General features: G+C 57.3%; 16 protein-coding genes and 1 tRNA gene. 8 read left to right on the top strand and 9 right to left on the bottom strand.

Annotation, left to right across the window (positions count from 1 at the left end):
- Positions 1 to 271: 271 nt before the first annotated feature.
- Both metG and BLT54_RS04755 read left to right on the top strand, forming a co-directional pair.
- The gene (gene metG / locus BLT54_RS04760; protein WP_074641767.1) at positions 272 to 1,990 is read left to right on the top strand and encodes a methionine--tRNA ligase; all 1,719 of its coding nucleotides are present in this window, start codon (positions 272 to 274) and stop codon (positions 1,988 to 1,990) included.
- Between the two features lie 155 nt (positions 1,991 to 2,145).
- Positions 2,146 to 3,084 (top strand): glycosyltransferase family protein, encoded by a 939-nt coding sequence (locus tag BLT54_RS04755; protein WP_074641765.1) that lies wholly within the window; start codon positions 2,146 to 2,148, stop codon positions 3,082 to 3,084.
- Here the strand turns inward: BLT54_RS04755 and BLT54_RS04750 are convergent.
- Together BLT54_RS04750 and BLT54_RS04745 are read right to left on the bottom strand one after the other, a co-directional pair.
- Positions 3,081 to 3,893, bottom strand: a complete 813-nt coding sequence (locus tag BLT54_RS04750; RefSeq protein ID WP_074641763.1) for a hypothetical protein — start codon at positions 3,891 to 3,893, stop codon at positions 3,081 to 3,083. The two genes, BLT54_RS04755 and BLT54_RS04750, sit on opposite strands and share 4 nt — an antisense overlap.
- A gap of 52 nt (positions 3,894 to 3,945) precedes the next feature.
- Positions 3,946 to 4,031 (bottom strand) — tRNA-Leu (locus BLT54_RS04745).
- A gap of 206 nt (positions 4,032 to 4,237) precedes the next feature.
- Here BLT54_RS04745 and BLT54_RS04740 point away from each other — a divergent pair.
- Both BLT54_RS04740 and BLT54_RS04735 read left to right on the top strand, forming a co-directional pair.
- Entirely contained in the window at positions 4,238 to 4,981 is a 744-nt protein-coding gene (locus tag BLT54_RS04740; protein WP_074642418.1) for a rhomboid family intramembrane serine protease, read from the top strand.
- Positions 4,978 to 5,355, top strand: a complete 378-nt coding sequence (locus tag BLT54_RS04735) for a GFA family protein (protein WP_074641761.1) — start codon at positions 4,978 to 4,980, stop codon at positions 5,353 to 5,355. Before BLT54_RS04740 ends, BLT54_RS04735 begins: the two co-directional genes overlap by 4 nt.
- Before the next feature lie 44 nt (positions 5,356 to 5,399).
- Here the strand turns inward: BLT54_RS04735 and BLT54_RS22120 are convergent, their stop codons facing one another.
- Together BLT54_RS22120 and BLT54_RS04725 are read right to left on the bottom strand one after the other, a co-directional pair.
- The gene (locus BLT54_RS22120) at positions 5,400 to 5,597 is read right to left on the bottom strand and encodes a hypothetical protein (protein WP_009570998.1); all 198 of its coding nucleotides are present in this window, start codon (positions 5,595 to 5,597) and stop codon (positions 5,400 to 5,402) included.
- Between the two features lie 194 nt (positions 5,598 to 5,791).
- Entirely contained in the window at positions 5,792 to 6,580 is a 789-nt protein-coding gene (locus BLT54_RS04725; protein ID WP_074641759.1) for an inositol monophosphatase family protein, read from the bottom strand.
- A gap of 163 nt (positions 6,581 to 6,743) precedes the next feature.
- Between BLT54_RS04725 and BLT54_RS04720 the strand changes: the two genes are divergently transcribed.
- A complete protein-coding gene (locus BLT54_RS04720; protein WP_009571000.1) occupies positions 6,744 to 7,094 on the top strand; it encodes a DUF1428 domain-containing protein in 351 nt (116 codons plus the stop codon).
- On the opposite strand, the gene BLT54_RS04715 is transcribed toward BLT54_RS04720, so the two are convergent.
- Positions 7,095 to 8,000: a LysR family transcriptional regulator gene (locus BLT54_RS04715; RefSeq protein WP_074641757.1), complete on the bottom strand. Its 906-nt coding sequence runs from the start codon at positions 7,998 to 8,000 to the stop codon at positions 7,095 to 7,097. It lies immediately after the preceding gene.
- A 93-nt stretch (positions 8,001 to 8,093) separates the two neighbouring features.
- On the opposite strand from BLT54_RS04715, the gene metF reads away from it, so the two are divergent.
- Positions 8,094 to 8,930: a methylenetetrahydrofolate reductase [NAD(P)H] gene (gene metF / locus BLT54_RS04710; protein WP_074641756.1), complete on the top strand. Its 837-nt coding sequence runs from the start codon at positions 8,094 to 8,096 to the stop codon at positions 8,928 to 8,930.
- Here metF and BLT54_RS04705 read toward each other — a convergent pair.
- A complete protein-coding gene (locus tag BLT54_RS04705; protein ID WP_074641755.1) occupies positions 8,927 to 9,961 on the bottom strand; it encodes a DUF2235 domain-containing protein in 1,035 nt (344 codons plus the stop codon). The two genes, metF and BLT54_RS04705, sit on opposite strands and share 4 nt — an antisense overlap.
- A gap of 85 nt (positions 9,962 to 10,046) precedes the next feature.
- Positions 10,047 to 11,189, bottom strand: a complete 1,143-nt coding sequence (locus BLT54_RS04700) for a type III PLP-dependent enzyme (protein WP_074641753.1) — start codon at positions 11,187 to 11,189, stop codon at positions 10,047 to 10,049.
- Between the two features lie 192 nt (positions 11,190 to 11,381).
- Between BLT54_RS04700 and BLT54_RS04695 the strand changes: the two genes are divergently transcribed.
- Positions 11,382 to 11,924 carry an Lrp/AsnC family transcriptional regulator gene (locus BLT54_RS04695; protein ID WP_245707949.1) on the top strand — a complete coding sequence of 181 codons (543 nt, stop codon included), beginning with the start codon at positions 11,382 to 11,384 and terminating at the stop codon, positions 11,922 to 11,924.
- A 16-nt stretch (positions 11,925 to 11,940) separates the two neighbouring features.
- On the opposite strand, the gene BLT54_RS04690 is transcribed toward BLT54_RS04695, so the two are convergent.
- Positions 11,941 to 13,086, bottom strand: coding sequence for a serine hydrolase domain-containing protein (locus BLT54_RS04690; RefSeq protein ID WP_074641751.1), 1,146 nt, complete (start codon positions 13,084 to 13,086; stop codon positions 11,941 to 11,943).
- A 180-nt stretch (positions 13,087 to 13,266) separates the two neighbouring features.
- On the opposite strand from BLT54_RS04690, the gene BLT54_RS04685 reads away from it, so the two are divergent.
- Positions 13,267 to 16,392, top strand: a complete 3,126-nt coding sequence (locus tag BLT54_RS04685) for a valine--tRNA ligase (RefSeq protein WP_074641749.1) — start codon at positions 13,267 to 13,269, stop codon at positions 16,390 to 16,392.
- A 90-nt stretch (positions 16,393 to 16,482) separates the two neighbouring features.
- Here the strand turns inward: BLT54_RS04685 and BLT54_RS04680 are convergent, their stop codons facing one another.
- Positions 16,483 to 17,280 (bottom strand): crotonase/enoyl-CoA hydratase family protein, encoded by a 798-nt coding sequence (locus tag BLT54_RS04680; protein WP_074641747.1) that lies wholly within the window; start codon positions 17,278 to 17,280, stop codon positions 16,483 to 16,485.
- Positions 17,281 to 17,306 lie beyond the last annotated feature (26 nt).

The following is a 17,306-nucleotide window of genomic DNA, read 5'->3' as shown; positions in this document are numbered from 1 at the left end:
CCCTTATCTCTGTCTGGCCTGTGCTCACGCAGGCCGCCAATCCTGTTTGCGCTCAACCTAACGTGCTCGCGCCTGAGGGCAATCAATCATCGCACTCTTTGCATGAGAGATTTCGCCAAGGCGCTTTGCATCTCTTTTATCACGTCGGTTTTGCGACATATCCGTATGTAATGGCGCGAAAACCCGCGAACAGGCGCTGCCCTCTGGCCCTTTCGCCGCAGCCACGCTAGAGAGGCTAAAGACTTTGCAACGGACAGACCGGACGACGCACATGGCACGCACGCTCATCACCTCAGCCTTGCCCTATATCAATGGGATCAAGCACCTCGGCAACCTTGTTGGCTCGCAATTGCCCGCCGACCTTTACGCCCGCTATCGGCGCGCGCGGGGCGACGAGGTGTTGTTCCTCTGCGCCACCGACGAACACGGCACCCCGGCCGAGATTGCCGCCCAAAAAGCGGGCAAACCCGTGGCCGAGTATTGCGCCGAATTGCATGAGGTTCAGGCCGAGATCGCCGCGGGGTTCCGTCTGTCCTTTGACCATTTTGGCCGTTCGTCGAGCGAGCAAAACAAAATCCTGACCCAACATCTGGCCACCAAACTGGCCGAAAGCGGGTTGATCGAGGTGATCGAAGAAACCCAGGTCTATTCCGTCACCGACGGGCGGTTTTTGCCGGATCGCTACATTGAAGGCACCTGCCCCAACTGCGGCTACGACTCTGCGCGGGGCGATCAATGCGACAATTGCACCAAACAGTTGGACCCGACCGATCTGATCAACCCGCATTCAACCATTTCGGGCGCGACCGATCTTGAGACTCGTGCGACCAAGCACCTCTATCTCAAACAATCGAACATGCGCGGCGCATTGAGCGAGTGGATTGAGAGCAAAACCGATTGGCCCGTGCTCACCACCTCGATTGCCAAGAAATGGCTCAATGATGGCGACGGGCTGCAAGACCGAGGCATCACCCGCGATCTGAGCTGGGGGGTGCCGGTGCAATATGACGGCGCACCTTGGACCGGGATGGACGGCAAAGTGTTCTACGTCTGGTTTGACGCGCCGATCGAATACATCGCCTGCGGTGCGGAATGGGCGGCGAAACAGGGGTTTGACGATGCGGCGTGGGAGCGCTGGTGGCGCACCGACAAGGGCGCGGACGATGTGCGATATGTGCAATTCATGGGCAAGGACAACGTGCCGTTTCACACCCTGTCTTTCCCCGTCACCATGCTCGGTTCGAATGAGCCGTGGAAGATGGTCGATTACATCAAATCGTTCAACTATCTGAACTATGACGGCGGGCAATTCTCCACCTCGCGCGGGCGCGGTGTGTTCATGGATCAGGCGCTGTCCATCCTGCCGCCGGATTACTGGCGCTGGTGGCTGTTGTCCCATGCCCCCGAAAGCTCTGATTCCGAATTCACTTGGGAAAATTTCCAATCCAGTGTGAACAAAGACTTGGCCGATGTGCTGGGCAATTTCGTGTCGCGCATCACCAAATTCTGTCGCTCCAAATTTGGCGAAGAGGTGCCTGCGGGCGGAGACTACGGTGACCAAGAGCGCGCGCTGATTGCCGATTTGACCGAAAAAGTCGCGGACTATCAATCCCATATGGACGCCATTGATGTGCGTAAAGGCGCGAATGCGCTGCGCGCCATCTGGGTGGCGGGCAACGAATATCTGCAATCCGCCGCCCCTTGGTCCACCTTCAAAGAAGACCCGGAATTGGCCGCGATGCAGGTGCGCATGGGGCTTAACCTGATCGGGCTTTACGCGCGCCTCTCCTCGCCTTTCATCCCGGACACATCAGGCAAATTGCACACGGCTCTGGCGCTTGACACGCTCGATTGGCCAGAAGATGTCGCGGCCTGCCTGTCGTCCCTGACACCCGGCCACACATTCGTTGTCCCCGACAATTTGTTTGCCAAAATCTCCGACGAAGACCGCGAAGACTGGCAAGAAAAATTCGCCGGAACGCGGAGCTGAGCCAAACGACCCAAATGTTCGATTTGTATAAGAAAGCGCAGCCCGCCATGCTGCGCTTTCTACGTTTTATATCCCTGTCACCGCCTCTCGCCCGCCTTGCGGGCACATAGGCTTTGCGGGCATAGTGGCCATATTCGAAAAAAGGGCACGCGGCGATGGACATCACAGATTTGGGCGCTGATTTGGGCAATGAATTAGAGGTCGCGATTTTTTCCTACAATCGCCCCGCTTATCTGAAAAACTGTGTCGTGTCGGTGCAACGCCACATTCCAAAAGCGCGGCTGCGCATTTTCGATGACAATTCCGATGACCCCAACCTGATCGCCTACCTCGCAACCCTGCCCGACGGCATGGTCATACAGCCCGACCAACACAGCGGCACCACCCGTCATGGCGGGTTGTATCCGAATATGCAGCGCGCCTTTGATACGGCCACGTCGCGCTATCTTTTGATGCTGCAAGATGACACCCAAGTGGTGCGCGCTATGGATCACAGCGATTTTGGCGCGATCGATGCGGTGTTTGCGGGCGATCCCAACTGCGCCTTTTTGGCTGTGACCTTTTTACGTGGCGCGCGGGCGAAACGCTATCACCGGCTGCTCGCGCCTGATCCCGCGCGTGGTGTCTACGACACGCCCAGCCGTCCAGATCAGCCAGATTATGCCAATCGGATCGCGTATTTCGACATTTCACTTTGGCATGTCGAACGTCTACGCACAACCCAATGGAAGATCCAGAACTCAGAGCATGACAATGTCCTGCAAGCCCGCAAGATGTTTTCCACCATGCCGCAACTGGCCGCGCCTTTTGTGTTTCATCTCCCAGAAGTCCCAATCTATCGCCACCGCACCCAAACCCTCGCGGCCCGTCTGGCGCGCCGTATTGTTGGCACCGATCCGAAACGGTTCATCCCGATGACAACGACTGAGGTGACGGCGCTGAAAACCCGCGATCTCTCGCATTGGCCCATGGCGGAGGATTTCTTAACCTGTGAGAACCCAAAAGTGCGCCGCCCCTTTGTCTATAAAGACGTGAAGCGGCACTGGTGGTTGGCGTTGCTCAGCAAGCTCGAATTCAAACTGCGCGGACGTTAAAGCCACACCCCATAGGTGTCGCGGAAATACTGAACACAGGCGCGGTTGGCCTCCATACGACCGGCCCCATTTTCGACGTGTTTCGCCAGAGGGCTGGAATGATGTGATGGCTTGTACGACACGGGGCGCATGGCCCCATCCGTGCTGTGAATGTGAATCCCGCGCCGCAAAAGACAACCCGAAAGCCAAACATCATCCACAGTCCAAAGAATTGGCGGGATATTGAAGTCTTCGTCCTTGAACCAGTCAGGGCGTACCATCACCCCCGCAAAACCTTCGGCAATATCAATATAGCCCGCCGTTGAATACCGAGAGCGGGCGGGACGGTGCAGGCCCAAAGTGGCGCGGCGTTTCCAGCGATACATGCGGTTTTCGGCCCGCGATGTCGATATGGCTTCGGGTCCGGGTAGCGGCACCTCACGATCCAAGCCAATTTGTTCAAGCGTCAGCCCGGATTCCGTCAACGCCATCCCCGGAAATTTCGATTTACTGTCGGCAAAACGTGCAAGCCAGTTGAGATCATACAGTCGATCATCATCGCAATATACAATATCGACATCCTGTCCACGCCATTTACGCGCGGCTGGAAGCACTTTTGTCGCGGGCCCAAGATCATCCTCAACCCAATTCACCTCGACCCAATCAGGCAACTCCGGCAACTGCGGCATATCGCCGGGAAAACGGCGATAATTGCGCGCCACCCAAAGCTCGACCTTATCTGGTCGCGTTCTCTGTTTGGCGAGATGGGCGTAAAATTTTGGCAGATACTTAAAACGGGGCGGGATAGAACTCGAGGTGAGGATCAACATTCTGTCTTCTTAACCTTGTGGTGATGCTCTCCCCCAAGAGCGAAATAAAACGTGGTGCCCGCGGCCGGACTCGAACCGGCACGGCCATTCGGCCGGGAGATTTTAAGTCTCATGTGTCTACCATTCCACCACGCGGGCACGCGAGGCTGTGATGGCAGACCATACTGTTGGCACGGGCGGTGTAAAGAGGGAAGCGGCGCTTGAGAGCAACGAAAGCATGTGCGAAAAGTCTTTCACACAGGTTTTGGCAAAACGCTGTGCAACATTACGATGTTGGCTTTTAACACGTCATCCCTACCGCAAATGAATTGCAAAAGGCTTTCATTCTCGATCAAAGTGGCGACATGTTTCCAATTCGCGACCACAACCCCTCCCGCCGCCCCGCGCTTGTCACCTATGCGTTGATCGCGCTCAACGCGGCGGTGTTCATGGCCATACTGCCCTCTTATGGCGATGATCGGGCTTTGCTGGTCCTCTATTCCAATTGGGCGATGGTGCCCGCGCGGATTTCCATGGGGGATGGGTATTATACGATGCTCACCTCCATGTTCATGCACGGCGGCATCCTGCACATCGCCGGTAACATGCTGTTTTTGTGGATCTTTGGCGACAATCTTGAGGATGAGATGGGGCATCTGCGCTATCTTGGATTTTACCTATTCTGCGGTCTGGCCGCCGGACTAGCACAATATATGGCCGCCCCGGATGCGCGTGTGCCGATGGTTGGGGCCTCTGGCGCGATTGCCGGGGTTTTGGGCGGCTATATGCTTTTGTTCCCAAAGGCGCGTGTCGATGTCTTTCTCTTTTTCATCATCTTTTTCAAAGTCGTGCCCCTGCCTGCATGGTTGATGCTTGGGCTGTGGTTTGCCTTTCAAATTATCGGCGAAATCGGCGCAAGTGGTGACGGGGGCGTGGCCTATTTGGCCCATATCGGCGGGTTTATCGCCGGCGTCCTTGCCACCTACCCGCTTTGGCTGCGGCGCGGCGGGCGGGCATTTTGGGATCGCACAGACGGCGCACCGCCCCATGCCAAAGCCCGCTATCGGCTCCAAACCACATCCGTTCCCAAGGTCAGGAGGCGCAAATGACCCAAGATTTCAGTACCCCCGTGACCGTGACCTGCCATTGCGGCGGGGTCGAACTCAACGTTCAGCTTTTGGACGGGTTAAACACCGCACGACGGTGCGATTGTTCGCTCTGTCGGCGACGCGGGGCAATTATGGTGACGGCGGCCTTGGGGGGAATCGAGGTCGTAAGAGGCGAGAGTCTCAGCCTCTACCAATTCGGAACAATGACGGCGAAACATTATTTTTGCAGCACATGTGGGATCTACACCCATCATCAACGCCGCTCGAACCCGCAGCAATACGGGGTCAACGCCGGGGCAATTGTGGGGGTGAACCCGTCCGATCTCTCAGACGTGCCGTGGATGGATGGCGTGCATCACCCTGCGGATCGGTAATTCACAACGCAAGGGATGCCTGTGGATCAGCCCGTCACAATGGATCAGTTCGTCACAATTGAAATGGCCGACAACGTCGTGTCGATATTCGCCGCTGACACATCCATACCCTTGTAAATAAGTGCAATAATCGGGATCGCCAACCCGATGATCGCCGATACCAAAACAACCCAATCAACGGTCACCGCACCGTTTTCGTCGGCCACATAGTGCCGGATAGACTTAAGAATTCGACGTGTCACGGTTATATCCCTCCAATGATCCGTTCGATTTCCCATGAAAAAACGACGAAAATTGGGCGGATACCGGGCAATTCACAGCCTATCCGACGAAAAACAGACCTTACCCAAGGCATTGTTCACGCCAAGACTGGTAAAAGCCTAATTAAATGTAAATTGTACAGAAAGGTCGTAAACACGCGCGACCCGCCTCTGGCTCAGGCGGCCCGGATCACGTCGGCAAAGCGGTTGAACAGCGCCTCATTGGCGCAAATCACTTCACCATCCTCAAGCGCATTGCCTTCGGGGTGCAGCGGCTCGACGATGCCACCGGCCTCTTTCACCAACAAAAGCCCCGCCGCCATGTCCCAGGAATTCAAACGACGCTCCCAGAACCCGTCATAGCGCCCCGCCGCCACATAGGCGAGATCAAGCGCGGCCGCGCCCCACCGGCGCACACCGGCACAGGCCGGCAACACCCGTGCCAGATCACGCAGGGTTTCGGGCAAATCGGCACGGCCACCAAAGGGCAGACCGGTGGCAAAAATCGCCTCAATCATTTTGGAGCGGCCAGACACGCGCAACCGCATGTCATTCATCCACGCGCCATTGCCCTTTTCGGCCCAGAACAATTCGCCCTTGGCCGGGTCAAACACCACAGCGGATACAATCTCACCCTTATGCTCAAGCGCAATCGACACCGCCCAATGCGGCAGTCCGTGCAGAAAATTCGTGGTGCCGTCAAGCGGATCGACAATCCAACGCCGGGTCGGGTCCTTGCCCTCAACGGGTTTGCTTTCTTCGCCCACCCAACCATAGGTCGGACGTGCCTCCATCAACATTTCGCGGATGATCGCCTCGGCGCTGATATCCGCCTTGGACACAAAATCGCCCGCACCTTTGGACGAGACCTGAAGGTTTTCGACTTCGCGGAAGTCTTTCACAAGAGAGCGCCCCGCGCTACGTGCGGCTTTGATCATAACGTTGAGATTGGCACTGCCTTGCATGGTCCGGGCTCCGGGTCAGAGATGTCGAGAGATGTTCAAACCGGGCGTATACGCCGCGAAACCCGCGCTGCCAAGGGTTTGTGGGCAAAGAATTGGTCTCCTTTCAGCTTTTACATGGTAACATACCCGCATTTTCTCCCATTCCGCATAAATGAGGTTTTGAATGTCCTACTTCCAGATCGCGATCATTCCCGTACCAACAGCACAGAAAGAGGCCTATCTGCGCGTTTCCACCGGCATGGCACCTTTTTTCAAAGAATTCGGCGCATTGCAGGTGTTTGAGGGATGGGGCGCATTTGTCCCGCCGGGCGAGGTCACATCCCTGCCCATGGCGGTTCAACTTGGCCCGGATGAGACAGTCGTGACATCCTTTATCGAATGGCCCGACATGGCATCGGCTGAGGCCTGTATGACGGCGATGGAAACAGATGAACGGATCGCCGCCTTGGGTGACATGCCCTTTGACGGCAAACGCATGATTTTCGGCACGTTTGAGACCCTGCTCAAAGCCTGATCATCCCCGTTGCAATTTCACCGCTTCGGTTTTGGCAATGCGCAGGACATGGGCCATATAGGGTTTGGTCGCGTCATCGGCGCGCACGGCGGCGTACATCCGCCGCGTCACGCCCGTGGCGGTCAGCGGGCGCACGGCATAGTCCGGGTGACTGCGTATGTCACGCATCACCCAATCGGGCAGCACCGAAATCCCCCGCCCCGCCGCGACCAGCATCAGGATCACATCGGTCAATTCGACCTGACGCACCGTGGCGGGTTCAATGCCTGCGGGCGTCAGCAACTCTTTGAACACATCCAACCGCGCCCGGTCCATCGGATAGGTGATCAGGGTTTGATCCCGAAAATCCTCGGCCTCGACATAGGGCTTGGCCGCAAGCGGATGTTTTGCCGCCATCACGCACATCGGCGCATAATCAAACAGCGGCACAAAGGTCACGCCCGCGATCGTGTCCGGGTCGGAGGAAATCACCAGATCGACCTCTTCGCGCTCCAAAGCGGGCAATGCACCAAAGGCCAGACGTTGGCGAATATCGACGTCAATCTCCGGCCAGGCCTTGCGGAACTGATTGAGCACCGGAAACAGCCAATCGAAACAGGCGTGGCATTCCATCGCGATATGCAGCCGCCCGGATGTGCCGTCCTCAATACCGCGAAATTCGGCCTCAAGCGCCTCAACGCGGGGCAAGACCTCTTCGGCCAGCGCCAAAAGCCGCATCCCGGCCGCAGACAGTTTCAGCGGCTTTGAACGGCGCACAAACAGCTCAACCCCGGCCTGATCCTCAAGCCCTTTGACCTGATGCGACAGGGCCGATTGGGTGATGTGAAGCCGGTCTGCGGCGCGCGCCAAACCGCCTTCTTCATAAATCGCTTTGATCGTACGCAGATGGCGAAATTCGAGATGCATTGTGAATGACACTCATGTTGATCTTGAGAATTATGAATTTGTCTCACATCAACGGCTGTGAGACAAGGGCCTCCGATTGATAAGGACACAACGATGACCCAAGCGCCCAACATCTCTTTTGAATTCTTCCCGCCGAAGAACATCGAAGCCTGTTTCAGCCTGTTTGAAACCGTGCAGGCGCTTGAAAACATGAAGCCGGGCTTTGTCTCCGTGACCTATGGCGCGGGCGGCACCACGCGCGAATTGACCCATGACGCCGTGGCTTTATTGAACCGCAAATACGGCTGGAACGTCGCCGCGCATTTGACCTGTGTGAATGCAACACGCGAAGAAACGCTTGAAATTGCAAACAGTTACAAATCCGTGGGGGTCAATGAAATTGTCGCTCTGCGAGGCGATCCGCCGAAAGGGGCCGGGCAATTCACCCCCGCTCCGGGTGGCTTTGCCAACTCTGTTGAGCTGATCGAAGCCTTGGCTGCGACCGGCAATTTTAAAATCCGCGTCGGCGCCTACCCCGACCCGCACCCCGATGCCGCCGATGACAGCGCCGACATCGTTTGGCTCAAGGAAAAATTCAAAGCCGGGGCAGATTCGGCCATCACCCAGTTCTTTTTCGACGCCGATACGTTTTTCCGCTTTCGTGATCGTTGTGCCAAGGAGGGTATCACCGGCAAAATCATCCCCGGCATCCTGCCAATCACAAGCTGGACCGGGGTGCAAAAATTCGCCGCCGCCTGTGGCACCCCCCTGCCCGCGCAATACGCCAATGCGTTTGAAACGGCGGAAGATCAACAGGCGGTCTCAATCGAGCTGTGCACCAAGCTGTGCGAAACGCTGATCCAAGGCGGCGTCGAGGATTTGCATTTCTACACGCTCAATCGCCCGACCCTGACCAAGGCCGTTTGCGCCAATTTGGGCGTGAACGCTTAAGCGCGAATGGAAGGATGCAGGACCTCTGACGGGTCCTGTTTCACCTTGCGTGTTCGCCTGAGCCAAAAGAATTTGCCCCAGCCCCGGTTCATGCCAACCGACGGCCCATGCGGGTCCGCCAGATAGCGCATCCGCCACCCTTTCGGCAACTCCAACCCCGCCGCCTCGGCCTTGTCCAACATCCAAACCAGCGTGGAGTTCGACAATCTGCGCTCCGGGTTGTTACCGGAAAGCTGCCCGCCGATGTCACCATGCGTGCCGCGAAACCACATCTGTCGCAACTCCTGCCCCTTGGCCTCCGGATTGGTTTCAAACAACACAGGCGCATAGGCGCGGCGGCGTTCGTGATAGGCTAAGGCGTGATAGACATGTTTGACGCAGCCCGCAGGCTTCAGAGTGTGAAATTCGTGAAACACCGAGGAATAGCGCCAAACAAGCGGCATATGCAGCCCCACCGCCGCCACCGTATCCCAGACCCCAAGAAAGGCGATCTCGATCGGCTCGTGGCAATGCGCCTTGGTAAACTCCTGCGCCGCGCGCGTGTGCGGCGCGGTTTGATAATGGCGATAAGCGGTGCGAATGTTGCGCTCTGTGGCCTGATCCGCACGCAGCAATCCAAGCATATCAATCAACCCGGACAGCGAGCGCACCGCATAGGCCCCACGCGAATAGCCAAACAGGAAAATCCGATCTCCGGGGCGATAGCGCGACGCCAAAGCACCGTAAACCCGCCGGATCTGTTGGTTGATGCCGCGCCCTTCGATCACGCTCATCGTGTCGCGCCAATTGCGCCACTGGATGCCCGCCTCATAGCGCACCAACATATTCGCGCCCTGCGCCGCCTCCGAACACAAGCGGTAAGTCAGCCCGGCATTGGTCTCAAATCCCGGCTCCAAAGAGGAGAGCGTCCCATCCATAATAATCACATGGGTGATCGGGCCACGGCCATGCACCCCGCCCGAAGTTCGCACCTTTTGGCGAAACTTGAACAATAGGCCTATGTTGCCAAAAATCCCTTTGCGCTCTGACACTTGGTCCTCACAAAATCACCCCGCCCCTAATAGATAGCGACGGGGCGCGGTGTGTAAAGGACCGTTTGAGAGGGATGCCCCCGGTTCAGCGGTGGGTTTGGACGGTTTCCAAAGTGATCTGACCAAAGCCATTGAATTTGGTCGCAGTCGCCACCGAATAGGCCCCCATGCCGTAAAACATCACATGGTCCTCTTCTTCCATATCCGAAGGAAAGGCCAAGTCAGACGGCAATTTGTCGAGGCTGTCACAGGTCGGGCCAAACACCGTGCGCAACACAGGCGTGCCAATGCGCGGGGTGGCAAAAGGGCCAAACACGCCGATGCGGTCAATCACGCCAACCAAATGCAACTCGGACAGCGCACCGTAGACGCCATCGTTGAGAAACACATGCGCGTCATCGCGGATCGCTTTCACGCGGGTCGCCAAGCTGTAGCTTTCGGCCACAAGCCCCCGGCCCGGTTCGCACACAAGTTTGGGGGCGTCGGGGCCAAAGGCCTCTTTGGTCACGCGCGCGATGAGATCAAAGGTGGCATCCAACTGTGGCGTCACCTCATTCAAGCGATGCGACGGGAAGCCGCCGCCAACGTTCAAACGGGCGATTTTCACCCCTGCGGCATTGGCAATATCAGCCGCCGCGCGGATGTAGCTGTCCCAGGCGCGCGGGTCGGTGCATTGTGTGCCCGGATGGAACGTCAGCGAGGGGGTAAAGCCAAGCTGCTCCGCCAAGGTGAGCAAGTCGACCGCGGTCTCAACGCTGGCGCCGAATTTTGCCCCAAAATTATAGGCCGCCCCTTCGACCGGCAAGGTGAAGCGCACCGAAATTTCAACGCCATTGGCGGGCACAAGCTCGCCCAGTTTGACCAGTTCGGAATGGCTGTCGACGGAATAGGACGCCACGCCCATCGCCACCGCATGACGGATCTCAGAGCGCGAGCGCACCGGGTTGTTGTAATGCAAATGCGCCCCCGGCGCGATGCGCGCGATGGTATCCATTTCGACGGGCGAGGCCACATCAAAGCCTTTGACGCCTGCGGCGACCAAATTGGCCAACACGGTTTCATCCGGGTTGGATTTGACCGCATAGGTTACAAGCCCCGGAAATCCTTTGATAAACCGGCGCGCGGTCGCTTGCAGGATGGCAGGGGAGAAAAACAACACCGGATGGTCCGGGCTGTGATGACGCAGATATTCGGTGGGCGTGGCCCAGATGGTTTTTGAGAGCCCCATTGGTCTGTCCTTTACCAATAGAGCGCAGCCACTCTCTTGCCCGGGATGTCCGGTTGGGATCGCACTTACGCGGTTTCCAAATGAGTTCAGGTGCAGAATCCGGGTGCGTTTGGCCTGCCCATCTCTGTTTTTGGTCCTGAACCTCAGTGGCGCTGTATGCATGTTGATTTGTTCGATAGAAAGGATAAAAACGTGCATAACCCCGGTCAAATTAACGATATGATCGGTCAAATTGATACGGCGCAGTCACATGAAACGCCCCGCATGGCGCAAAGGGCGCACGTCATCGCAAAGGAGGTCGGTTTGGACGATCTGGATCAAAAGATACTGATGGCGCTGGCCGCCGATTCCTCGACCTCGGTGTCGCGATTGGCCCGGCGGTTCAAAGTCGCCCGCTCCACCGTGCAAGCGCGGTTGGAGCGCATGGAAACCAACGGCACGATCGCGGGCTACACGATCAAGCTGGGGGATGTGGCGCTCTCACGGCGGATCAAAGCCACCGTGCTGATTCAGGTCGAGCCGCGCACATCTGCCGGCATCGTGATCAAACTCAAGGCCATTCCAGAGGTGGAAATGGTCGCAACCTCTACCGGGCGTATTGATTTGATTGCCCAAATCGCCTGTGACAGCACCGAAGACATTGACGCAACTCTGGATCAAATCAACGCGATCACCGGCGTGCAAGACATTGAGAGCCTGATCCATCTGTCGACCAAATTCGACCGATCCATCTGAGTTCGGGCGCATCGCATTATTGGGCTGGAGGGGGCCCCACAAGGGCCGCACCACGCCGATGCGCACCATCTTCGCACCCGCCGTACGCGACCTCTTCAATCATCTTGATTGAGGCAACCACAGATCGCGCGGGGTCCAAAAGTTGATTGACCGTGCCTGAAATATAGACCCCCGCCTCAGGTGCATAAAGACAGATGGTGCCGCCAAGCCCCATATGACCCAAACTGCGCGGTGCCGATTTGAAAAACCGCGATGGCGGTGCATTCAACCGATGCGGCAGTGACATCCACCACGGCACTTTGATTTGCATCAGGCCGACCCCGTATTCCGTGGGAAAATACATCGGTCGCCAATGATAGAGCCGCGGCAAAATACGTTTGTCGAATAAATAGCCTTCGAAAAAACCACGGATGAAAATCAACGCCTCACGCGAGGTGGTGACAATGCCACCATCCGCCTGAAACGAGGCCATGGTGCGCGGCACCCGCACTTCGCGGTCCTTTGACATAAAATTGATCGGACGCGTATCAGACGGATCGCAATAGAGATAGGTGGAGGTCAGGCCCAAACGGTCAATCACCCGACGCCGCAGTACCTCACCAAAATTTTCGCCCTCAATGGTCTCAATAACCCGCCCGAGCATGTGAAAATTCGTGTCAGTGTACAGCGCCTTGCGGCTTTGTCCGGGCACAGCAACAGCGCCGTGCGACCGGCTCCGCTGCACCACATCATCGAAAGTCCATGCCGTATCCACCCCGGTGCCAATGGCATGTTTGAGCGTACGCGCCTGATATTTATAGAGGAAGAAATCGCCAAACCCCGAGGTGTGCGACATCAAATGACGGATGGTCACCCGATCCGTATAATCCACCCCTTCTCTGACCAACAATTCCTCATATTGCTTATCGCGGCCCAGATAGGTCAAAAACGGATCATCAAGCCCGATTTTACCCTCTTCGATCAACTGGAGGAGAATGGCCGTGGTATAAAGTTTGCTTGTCCCGGTCGCGAAATAGGGCGTACGACTGTCCAACGCACCTGAGCCCACATGGTATTCCCGCCCGGTGGTCCGATCATAAAGAGACATCGCAACACCATTGTGCCACGACGTCCGCGTCAGCCGATCTACAATGTTTTGAAGACGCTTCGGGGCTCGCCCCATGGTCCTTCTCCTTTCGGGTTCCGCCCTACTGAATGCACAAGAAGCCTTAACAGCAGGTCAATAAGCACGGTTTCGGATAAAGATGATCGGGGTTTCTCCCTTTTCCTCGCGGCCCCCGCGCGGTAAACAACGCCAAAGCGTAGTCAGGGACTGCGCGAAAAGGGACTGGGCGAAGAAAACATGGCAATGGAAAAGACATTTGACGCGCGTGACGCAGAGGCGCGGATTTACGAGGCCTGGGACAAGGCCGGGGCATTCAAAGCCGGGGCCAATAAGTCCCGTGACGAGACCTTCACCATCATGATCCCGCCGCCCAACGTGACGGGCGCGTTGCATGTGGGCCATGCCTTTAACAACACCATTCAGGACATTTTGATCCGCTGGCACCGGATGCGGGGCTTTGACACGCTGTGGCAGCCCGGACAAGACCATGCGGGCATTGCGACCCAGTTGATGGTGGAAAAGGAACTGGCGAAATCCGGCAAAAAGCGCACGGATTTCACCCGCCCCGAGTTTTTGGAAAAGGTTTGGGAATGGAAGGGCCAATATGGCGCAACCATCATCAACCAACTCAAACGCCTGGGCTCGACCTGTGACTGGTCGCGCAACGCCTTCACCATGTCCGGCGCGCCCGGCGCCCCCGCAGGTGAAGAGGGCAATTTCCACGACGCCGTGATCAAAGTCTTTGTCGATATGTATGATAAGGGCCTGATCTATCGCGGCAAACGCTTGGTCAACTGGGACCCGCATTTTGAAACCGCGATTTCCGATCTCGAAGTCGAGAATGTCGAAGTCGCGGGCCATATGTGGCATTTCAAATACCCACTGGCAGGCGGCGAAACCTACACCTATGTCGAGAAAGACGAGGACGGCACCGTCACCTTTACCGAGGAACGCGATTACATTTCGATCGCCACCACCCGACCTGAGACCATGTTGGGCGATGGCGCGGTTGCGGTGCACCCGGATGACGCGCGGTACGCCCCCATCGTGGGCAAGCTTTGCGAAATTCCGGTGGGCCCCAAAGAACACCGCCGCCTGATCCCGATCATCACCGACGACTACCCGGACATGAATTTCGGATCGGGGGCGGTGAAAATCACCGGCGCGCATGATTTCAACGACTACCAAGTCGCCAAACGCGGCGGCTTGCCGATGTACCGCCTGATGGACACCCGTGGCGCGATGCGCGACGATGGCCTGTCCTATGCGGACAGCGCGCTTTTGGCGGCTGAGATTTTGGCCGGCAAACCGTTCACCGAGACCGAAGTGGATGCGGTCAACCTTGTGCCCGATCACCTGCGCGGATTGGACCGGTTCGAGGCGCGCAAAGCCGTGGTCGACGAGATCAACGCCGAAGGCCTCGCCGTGATGACCCGTGTCACGCGCAAAGTCAAAGACGACGAAGGCGTCGAGTCCGAAATCACCGAGACCGTGCCTTACGTCGAAGACAAACCGATCATGCAGCCCTTTGGCGACCGCTCCAAGGTCGTCATCGAGCCGATGCTGACCGATCAATGGTATGTGGACGCCGAAAAAATCGTTGGCCCGGCGCTGAATGCGGTGCGCGAGGGGCGGACCAAAATCATGCCCGAATCCGGTGAGAAAGTGTATTTCCACTGGCTTGAAAACATCGAACCTTGGTGCATCTCGCGTCAGCTTTGGTGGGGACATCAGATCCCGGTCTGGTACGGGCTGGACCTCTCCGCACCGAATTTCAAGGACGACGAGGGCGACGGAGCCCTGGATGAGGTGGAACTGTTCCGCCTGTTGACCCAGGGCGGCATGTTGCACCTTGGCGATGTCCACCATTGCGCCGCCGAATTTGACGGTGTGATCGCGGCGTTTGAGGGCGAGTTGGCGGATGTGCCCACGCCGATCAACCATGCGCGTATCGTCGAAGTCGACAACCGCCAAGCCGCGATTGAACGCTTCGCCGAAAGCCTTGCCGCCTATAATGTTAGCCAAGACCCGACCAAATTGGTCTACCCGGTTTGGCGCGACCCGGATGTGCTCGACACATGGTTCTCGTCGGGCCTTTGGCCGATTGGGACGCTGGGCTGGCCCGAGTGGGATGAGAGCACGTCGAAATATTTCCCGACCGATGTTTTGGTCACCGGCCAAGACATCCTGTTCTTCTGGGTCGCTCGGATGATGATGATGCAACTCGCCGTGGTCGACGAGGTTCCGTTCCACACCATCTATCTGCACCAACTCGTCCGCGACGAGAAGGGCAAAAAGATGTCGAAAACCACCGGCAACGTCATCGACCCACTTGAAATCATTGATGAATACGGCGCGGATGCGTTGCGGTTCACCAATGCCTCGATGGCCTCTATCGGCGGCGTGTTGAAACTCTCTGTGGACCGGATCAAAGGCTACCGCAACTTTGGCACCAAAATCTGGAACGCCGCACGCTTTGCCGAGATGAATGAGGTGTTTGAAAATTACGATCCTGCCGTGATCCCGACGCCGAATGCTACGGTCAACAAATGGATCATCGGCGAGACCGCGAAAGTGCTGGCCGAGGTCGACACCGCCTTTGCCGAGTATCGGTTCAACGACGGGGCCAATGCGCTTTATGGCTTTGTCTGGGGCAAATTCTGCGACTGGTATGTCGAGCTCTCAAAACCGCTGTTTTACGATGGCGATGCCGCCACCTTGGCCGAAACCCGTCAAACCATGGGCTGGGTCTTGGATCAGGCATTGACCCTGTTGCACCCGATCATGCCGTTCATCACCGAAGAACTTTGGGGCACGGTCAAACCGGGCCGCAGATTGTTGGCGATCTCAGATTGGCCGGAATTGTCGCTTGATCTGGTCGACGCGGACGCCGACCGCGAAATGAACTGGGTGATTGATCTGATTGAATCGATCCGCTCCTCGCGCGCCGAAGTGCATGTGCCTGCGGGGCTGAAAATCCCGATGGTTCAGGTCGAGTTGGACGAGGCGGGCAAAACCGCTTGGGCCAACAACGAAGCGCTGATCATGAAACTCGCGCGCCTCGACAGCCTGACCCCCGGCCCGATGCCGAAAGGCGCGATCACCATCACGGTTGGCGGCGGTACATTTGCCCTGCCACTCGAAGGGGTGATCGACATTGCCGAAGAAAAAGCCCGGCTTGAAAAGGTTCTGGGGAAATTGTCCAAGGAGCTTGGCGGTCTGCGCGGACGGTTGAAAAACCCGAATTTCGTGGCCTCCGCCCCCGAAGAGGTCGTGGCCGAGGCACAAGAAAACCTGGCCGCACGCGAAGAGGAAGAGGGCAAGATCAAAGCCGCCCTCGCCCGCCTGTCCGAGATCGGATAAACCTCTGATACAGTTTAAAAAAGGCCCGCTCTTTGGCGGGCCTTTTGTTTTGAGTATTTGGGCTGCAATGAAGGGTTAGTCGTACCGACTTTAATCGTACTGAGCGGCGCGTTTTTGCATCTGCGCCATGACACTTTCCATTTGATCCTTGGTGCCGATCAAGGCGCGCTGTGCGCGGCTCTCTTCCATCAGGACATGCGCCCGCTCATTTGGGCTTTCGGCAATATCAATCAACCGCTTGGCCGCCTGAATAGCAGAGGGGCTTTTGCCCGCAATCACCGTAGCAATGTCAAGCGCGCGGGCGTGGGCCTCCTCGGCGATTTCGGTCACAAGCCCGTAAGCCAAGGCGCGATCTGCCGGGACCACCTCATGAGTGTAGGTCAAAAGCCGCACCACATCCGATCGCAACAGGCGCGGAAACAGCACCATCCCGCCCATATCGGGCACAAGCCCCCATTTCATCTCCATGATCGACAGCTGCGCGTCAAAGGCGGCAATGCGAATATCTGCGGCAATGGCCAATTGCAGACCCGCGCCAAAACACGGGCCGTGGATGGCGGCAATCACCGGAATCGGCAGATCATAAAGCGCCAGAGAAAAGGCCTGAAACGCGTTGCCATCGCCATGGGTGCGCCGCATCACCAGATCGTCCAAATCCTCTGACATGAAGCGTTGGAAATTCGAGGTATCAAGCCCGGCACAAAACGCCTTGCCCGCCCCCGAAAGCAGTACCACACGCGCCTCAGAGGCTTTGATCTCGGCCACGGCACACAAAAGGTCAGTGACCAAAGCCTCGGACACTGCGTTCATTTTATCCGGGCGATTGAGCGTCAGATGGGCAATGTGATCTTTGATCTCAAGCGTCACAGTCTTGGGGGTTGCGGACATGTTGGCTCCTCCTGTTGCCACAACGC

Source organism: Celeribacter baekdonensis (genome assembly GCF_900102315.1).
GTDB classification, from domain to species: domain Bacteria; phylum Pseudomonadota; class Alphaproteobacteria; order Rhodobacterales; family Rhodobacteraceae; genus Celeribacter; species Celeribacter baekdonensis.
Note: the sequence above shows the minus strand (reverse complement) of the source record. Positions and strands in the feature narration are given on the sequence as shown.

What these genes read in the sequence shown, in the direction of transcription:
- BLT54_RS04700 (WP_074641753.1), bottom strand. Translation starts at nt 11,189, where the DNA reads ATGGGGCTCTCAAAAACCATCTGGGCCACGCCCACCGAATATCTGCGT.
- BLT54_RS04720 (WP_009571000.1), top strand. Translation starts at nt 6,744, where the DNA reads ATGTCCTACTTCCAGATCGCGATCATTCCCGTACCAACAGCACAGAAA.
- BLT54_RS04690 (WP_074641751.1), bottom strand. Translation starts at nt 13,086, where the DNA reads ATGGGGCGAGCCCCGAAGCGTCTTCAAAACATTGTAGATCGGCTGACG.
- BLT54_RS04740 (WP_074642418.1), top strand. Translation starts at nt 4,238, where the DNA reads ATGTTTCCAATTCGCGACCACAACCCCTCCCGCCGCCCCGCGCTTGTC.
- metF (WP_074641756.1), top strand. Translation starts at nt 8,094, where the DNA reads ATGACCCAAGCGCCCAACATCTCTTTTGAATTCTTCCCGCCGAAGAAC.
- BLT54_RS04755 (WP_074641765.1), top strand. Translation starts at nt 2,146, where the DNA reads ATGGACATCACAGATTTGGGCGCTGATTTGGGCAATGAATTAGAGGTC.
- BLT54_RS04685 (WP_074641749.1), top strand. Translation starts at nt 13,267, where the DNA reads ATGGCAATGGAAAAGACATTTGACGCGCGTGACGCAGAGGCGCGGATT.
- BLT54_RS04725 (WP_074641759.1), bottom strand. Translation starts at nt 6,580, where the DNA reads ATGCAAGGCAGTGCCAATCTCAACGTTATGATCAAAGCCGCACGTAGC.
- BLT54_RS04715 (WP_074641757.1), bottom strand. Translation starts at nt 8,000, where the DNA reads ATGCATCTCGAATTTCGCCATCTGCGTACGATCAAAGCGATTTATGAA.
- BLT54_RS04750 (WP_074641763.1), bottom strand. Translation starts at nt 3,893, where the DNA reads ATGTTGATCCTCACCTCGAGTTCTATCCCGCCCCGTTTTAAGTATCTG.
- BLT54_RS04680 (WP_074641747.1), bottom strand. Translation starts at nt 17,280, where the DNA reads ATGTCCGCAACCCCCAAGACTGTGACGCTTGAGATCAAAGATCACATT.
- metG (WP_074641767.1), top strand. Translation starts at nt 272, where the DNA reads ATGGCACGCACGCTCATCACCTCAGCCTTGCCCTATATCAATGGGATC.
- BLT54_RS04735 (WP_074641761.1), top strand. Translation starts at nt 4,978, where the DNA reads ATGACCCAAGATTTCAGTACCCCCGTGACCGTGACCTGCCATTGCGGC.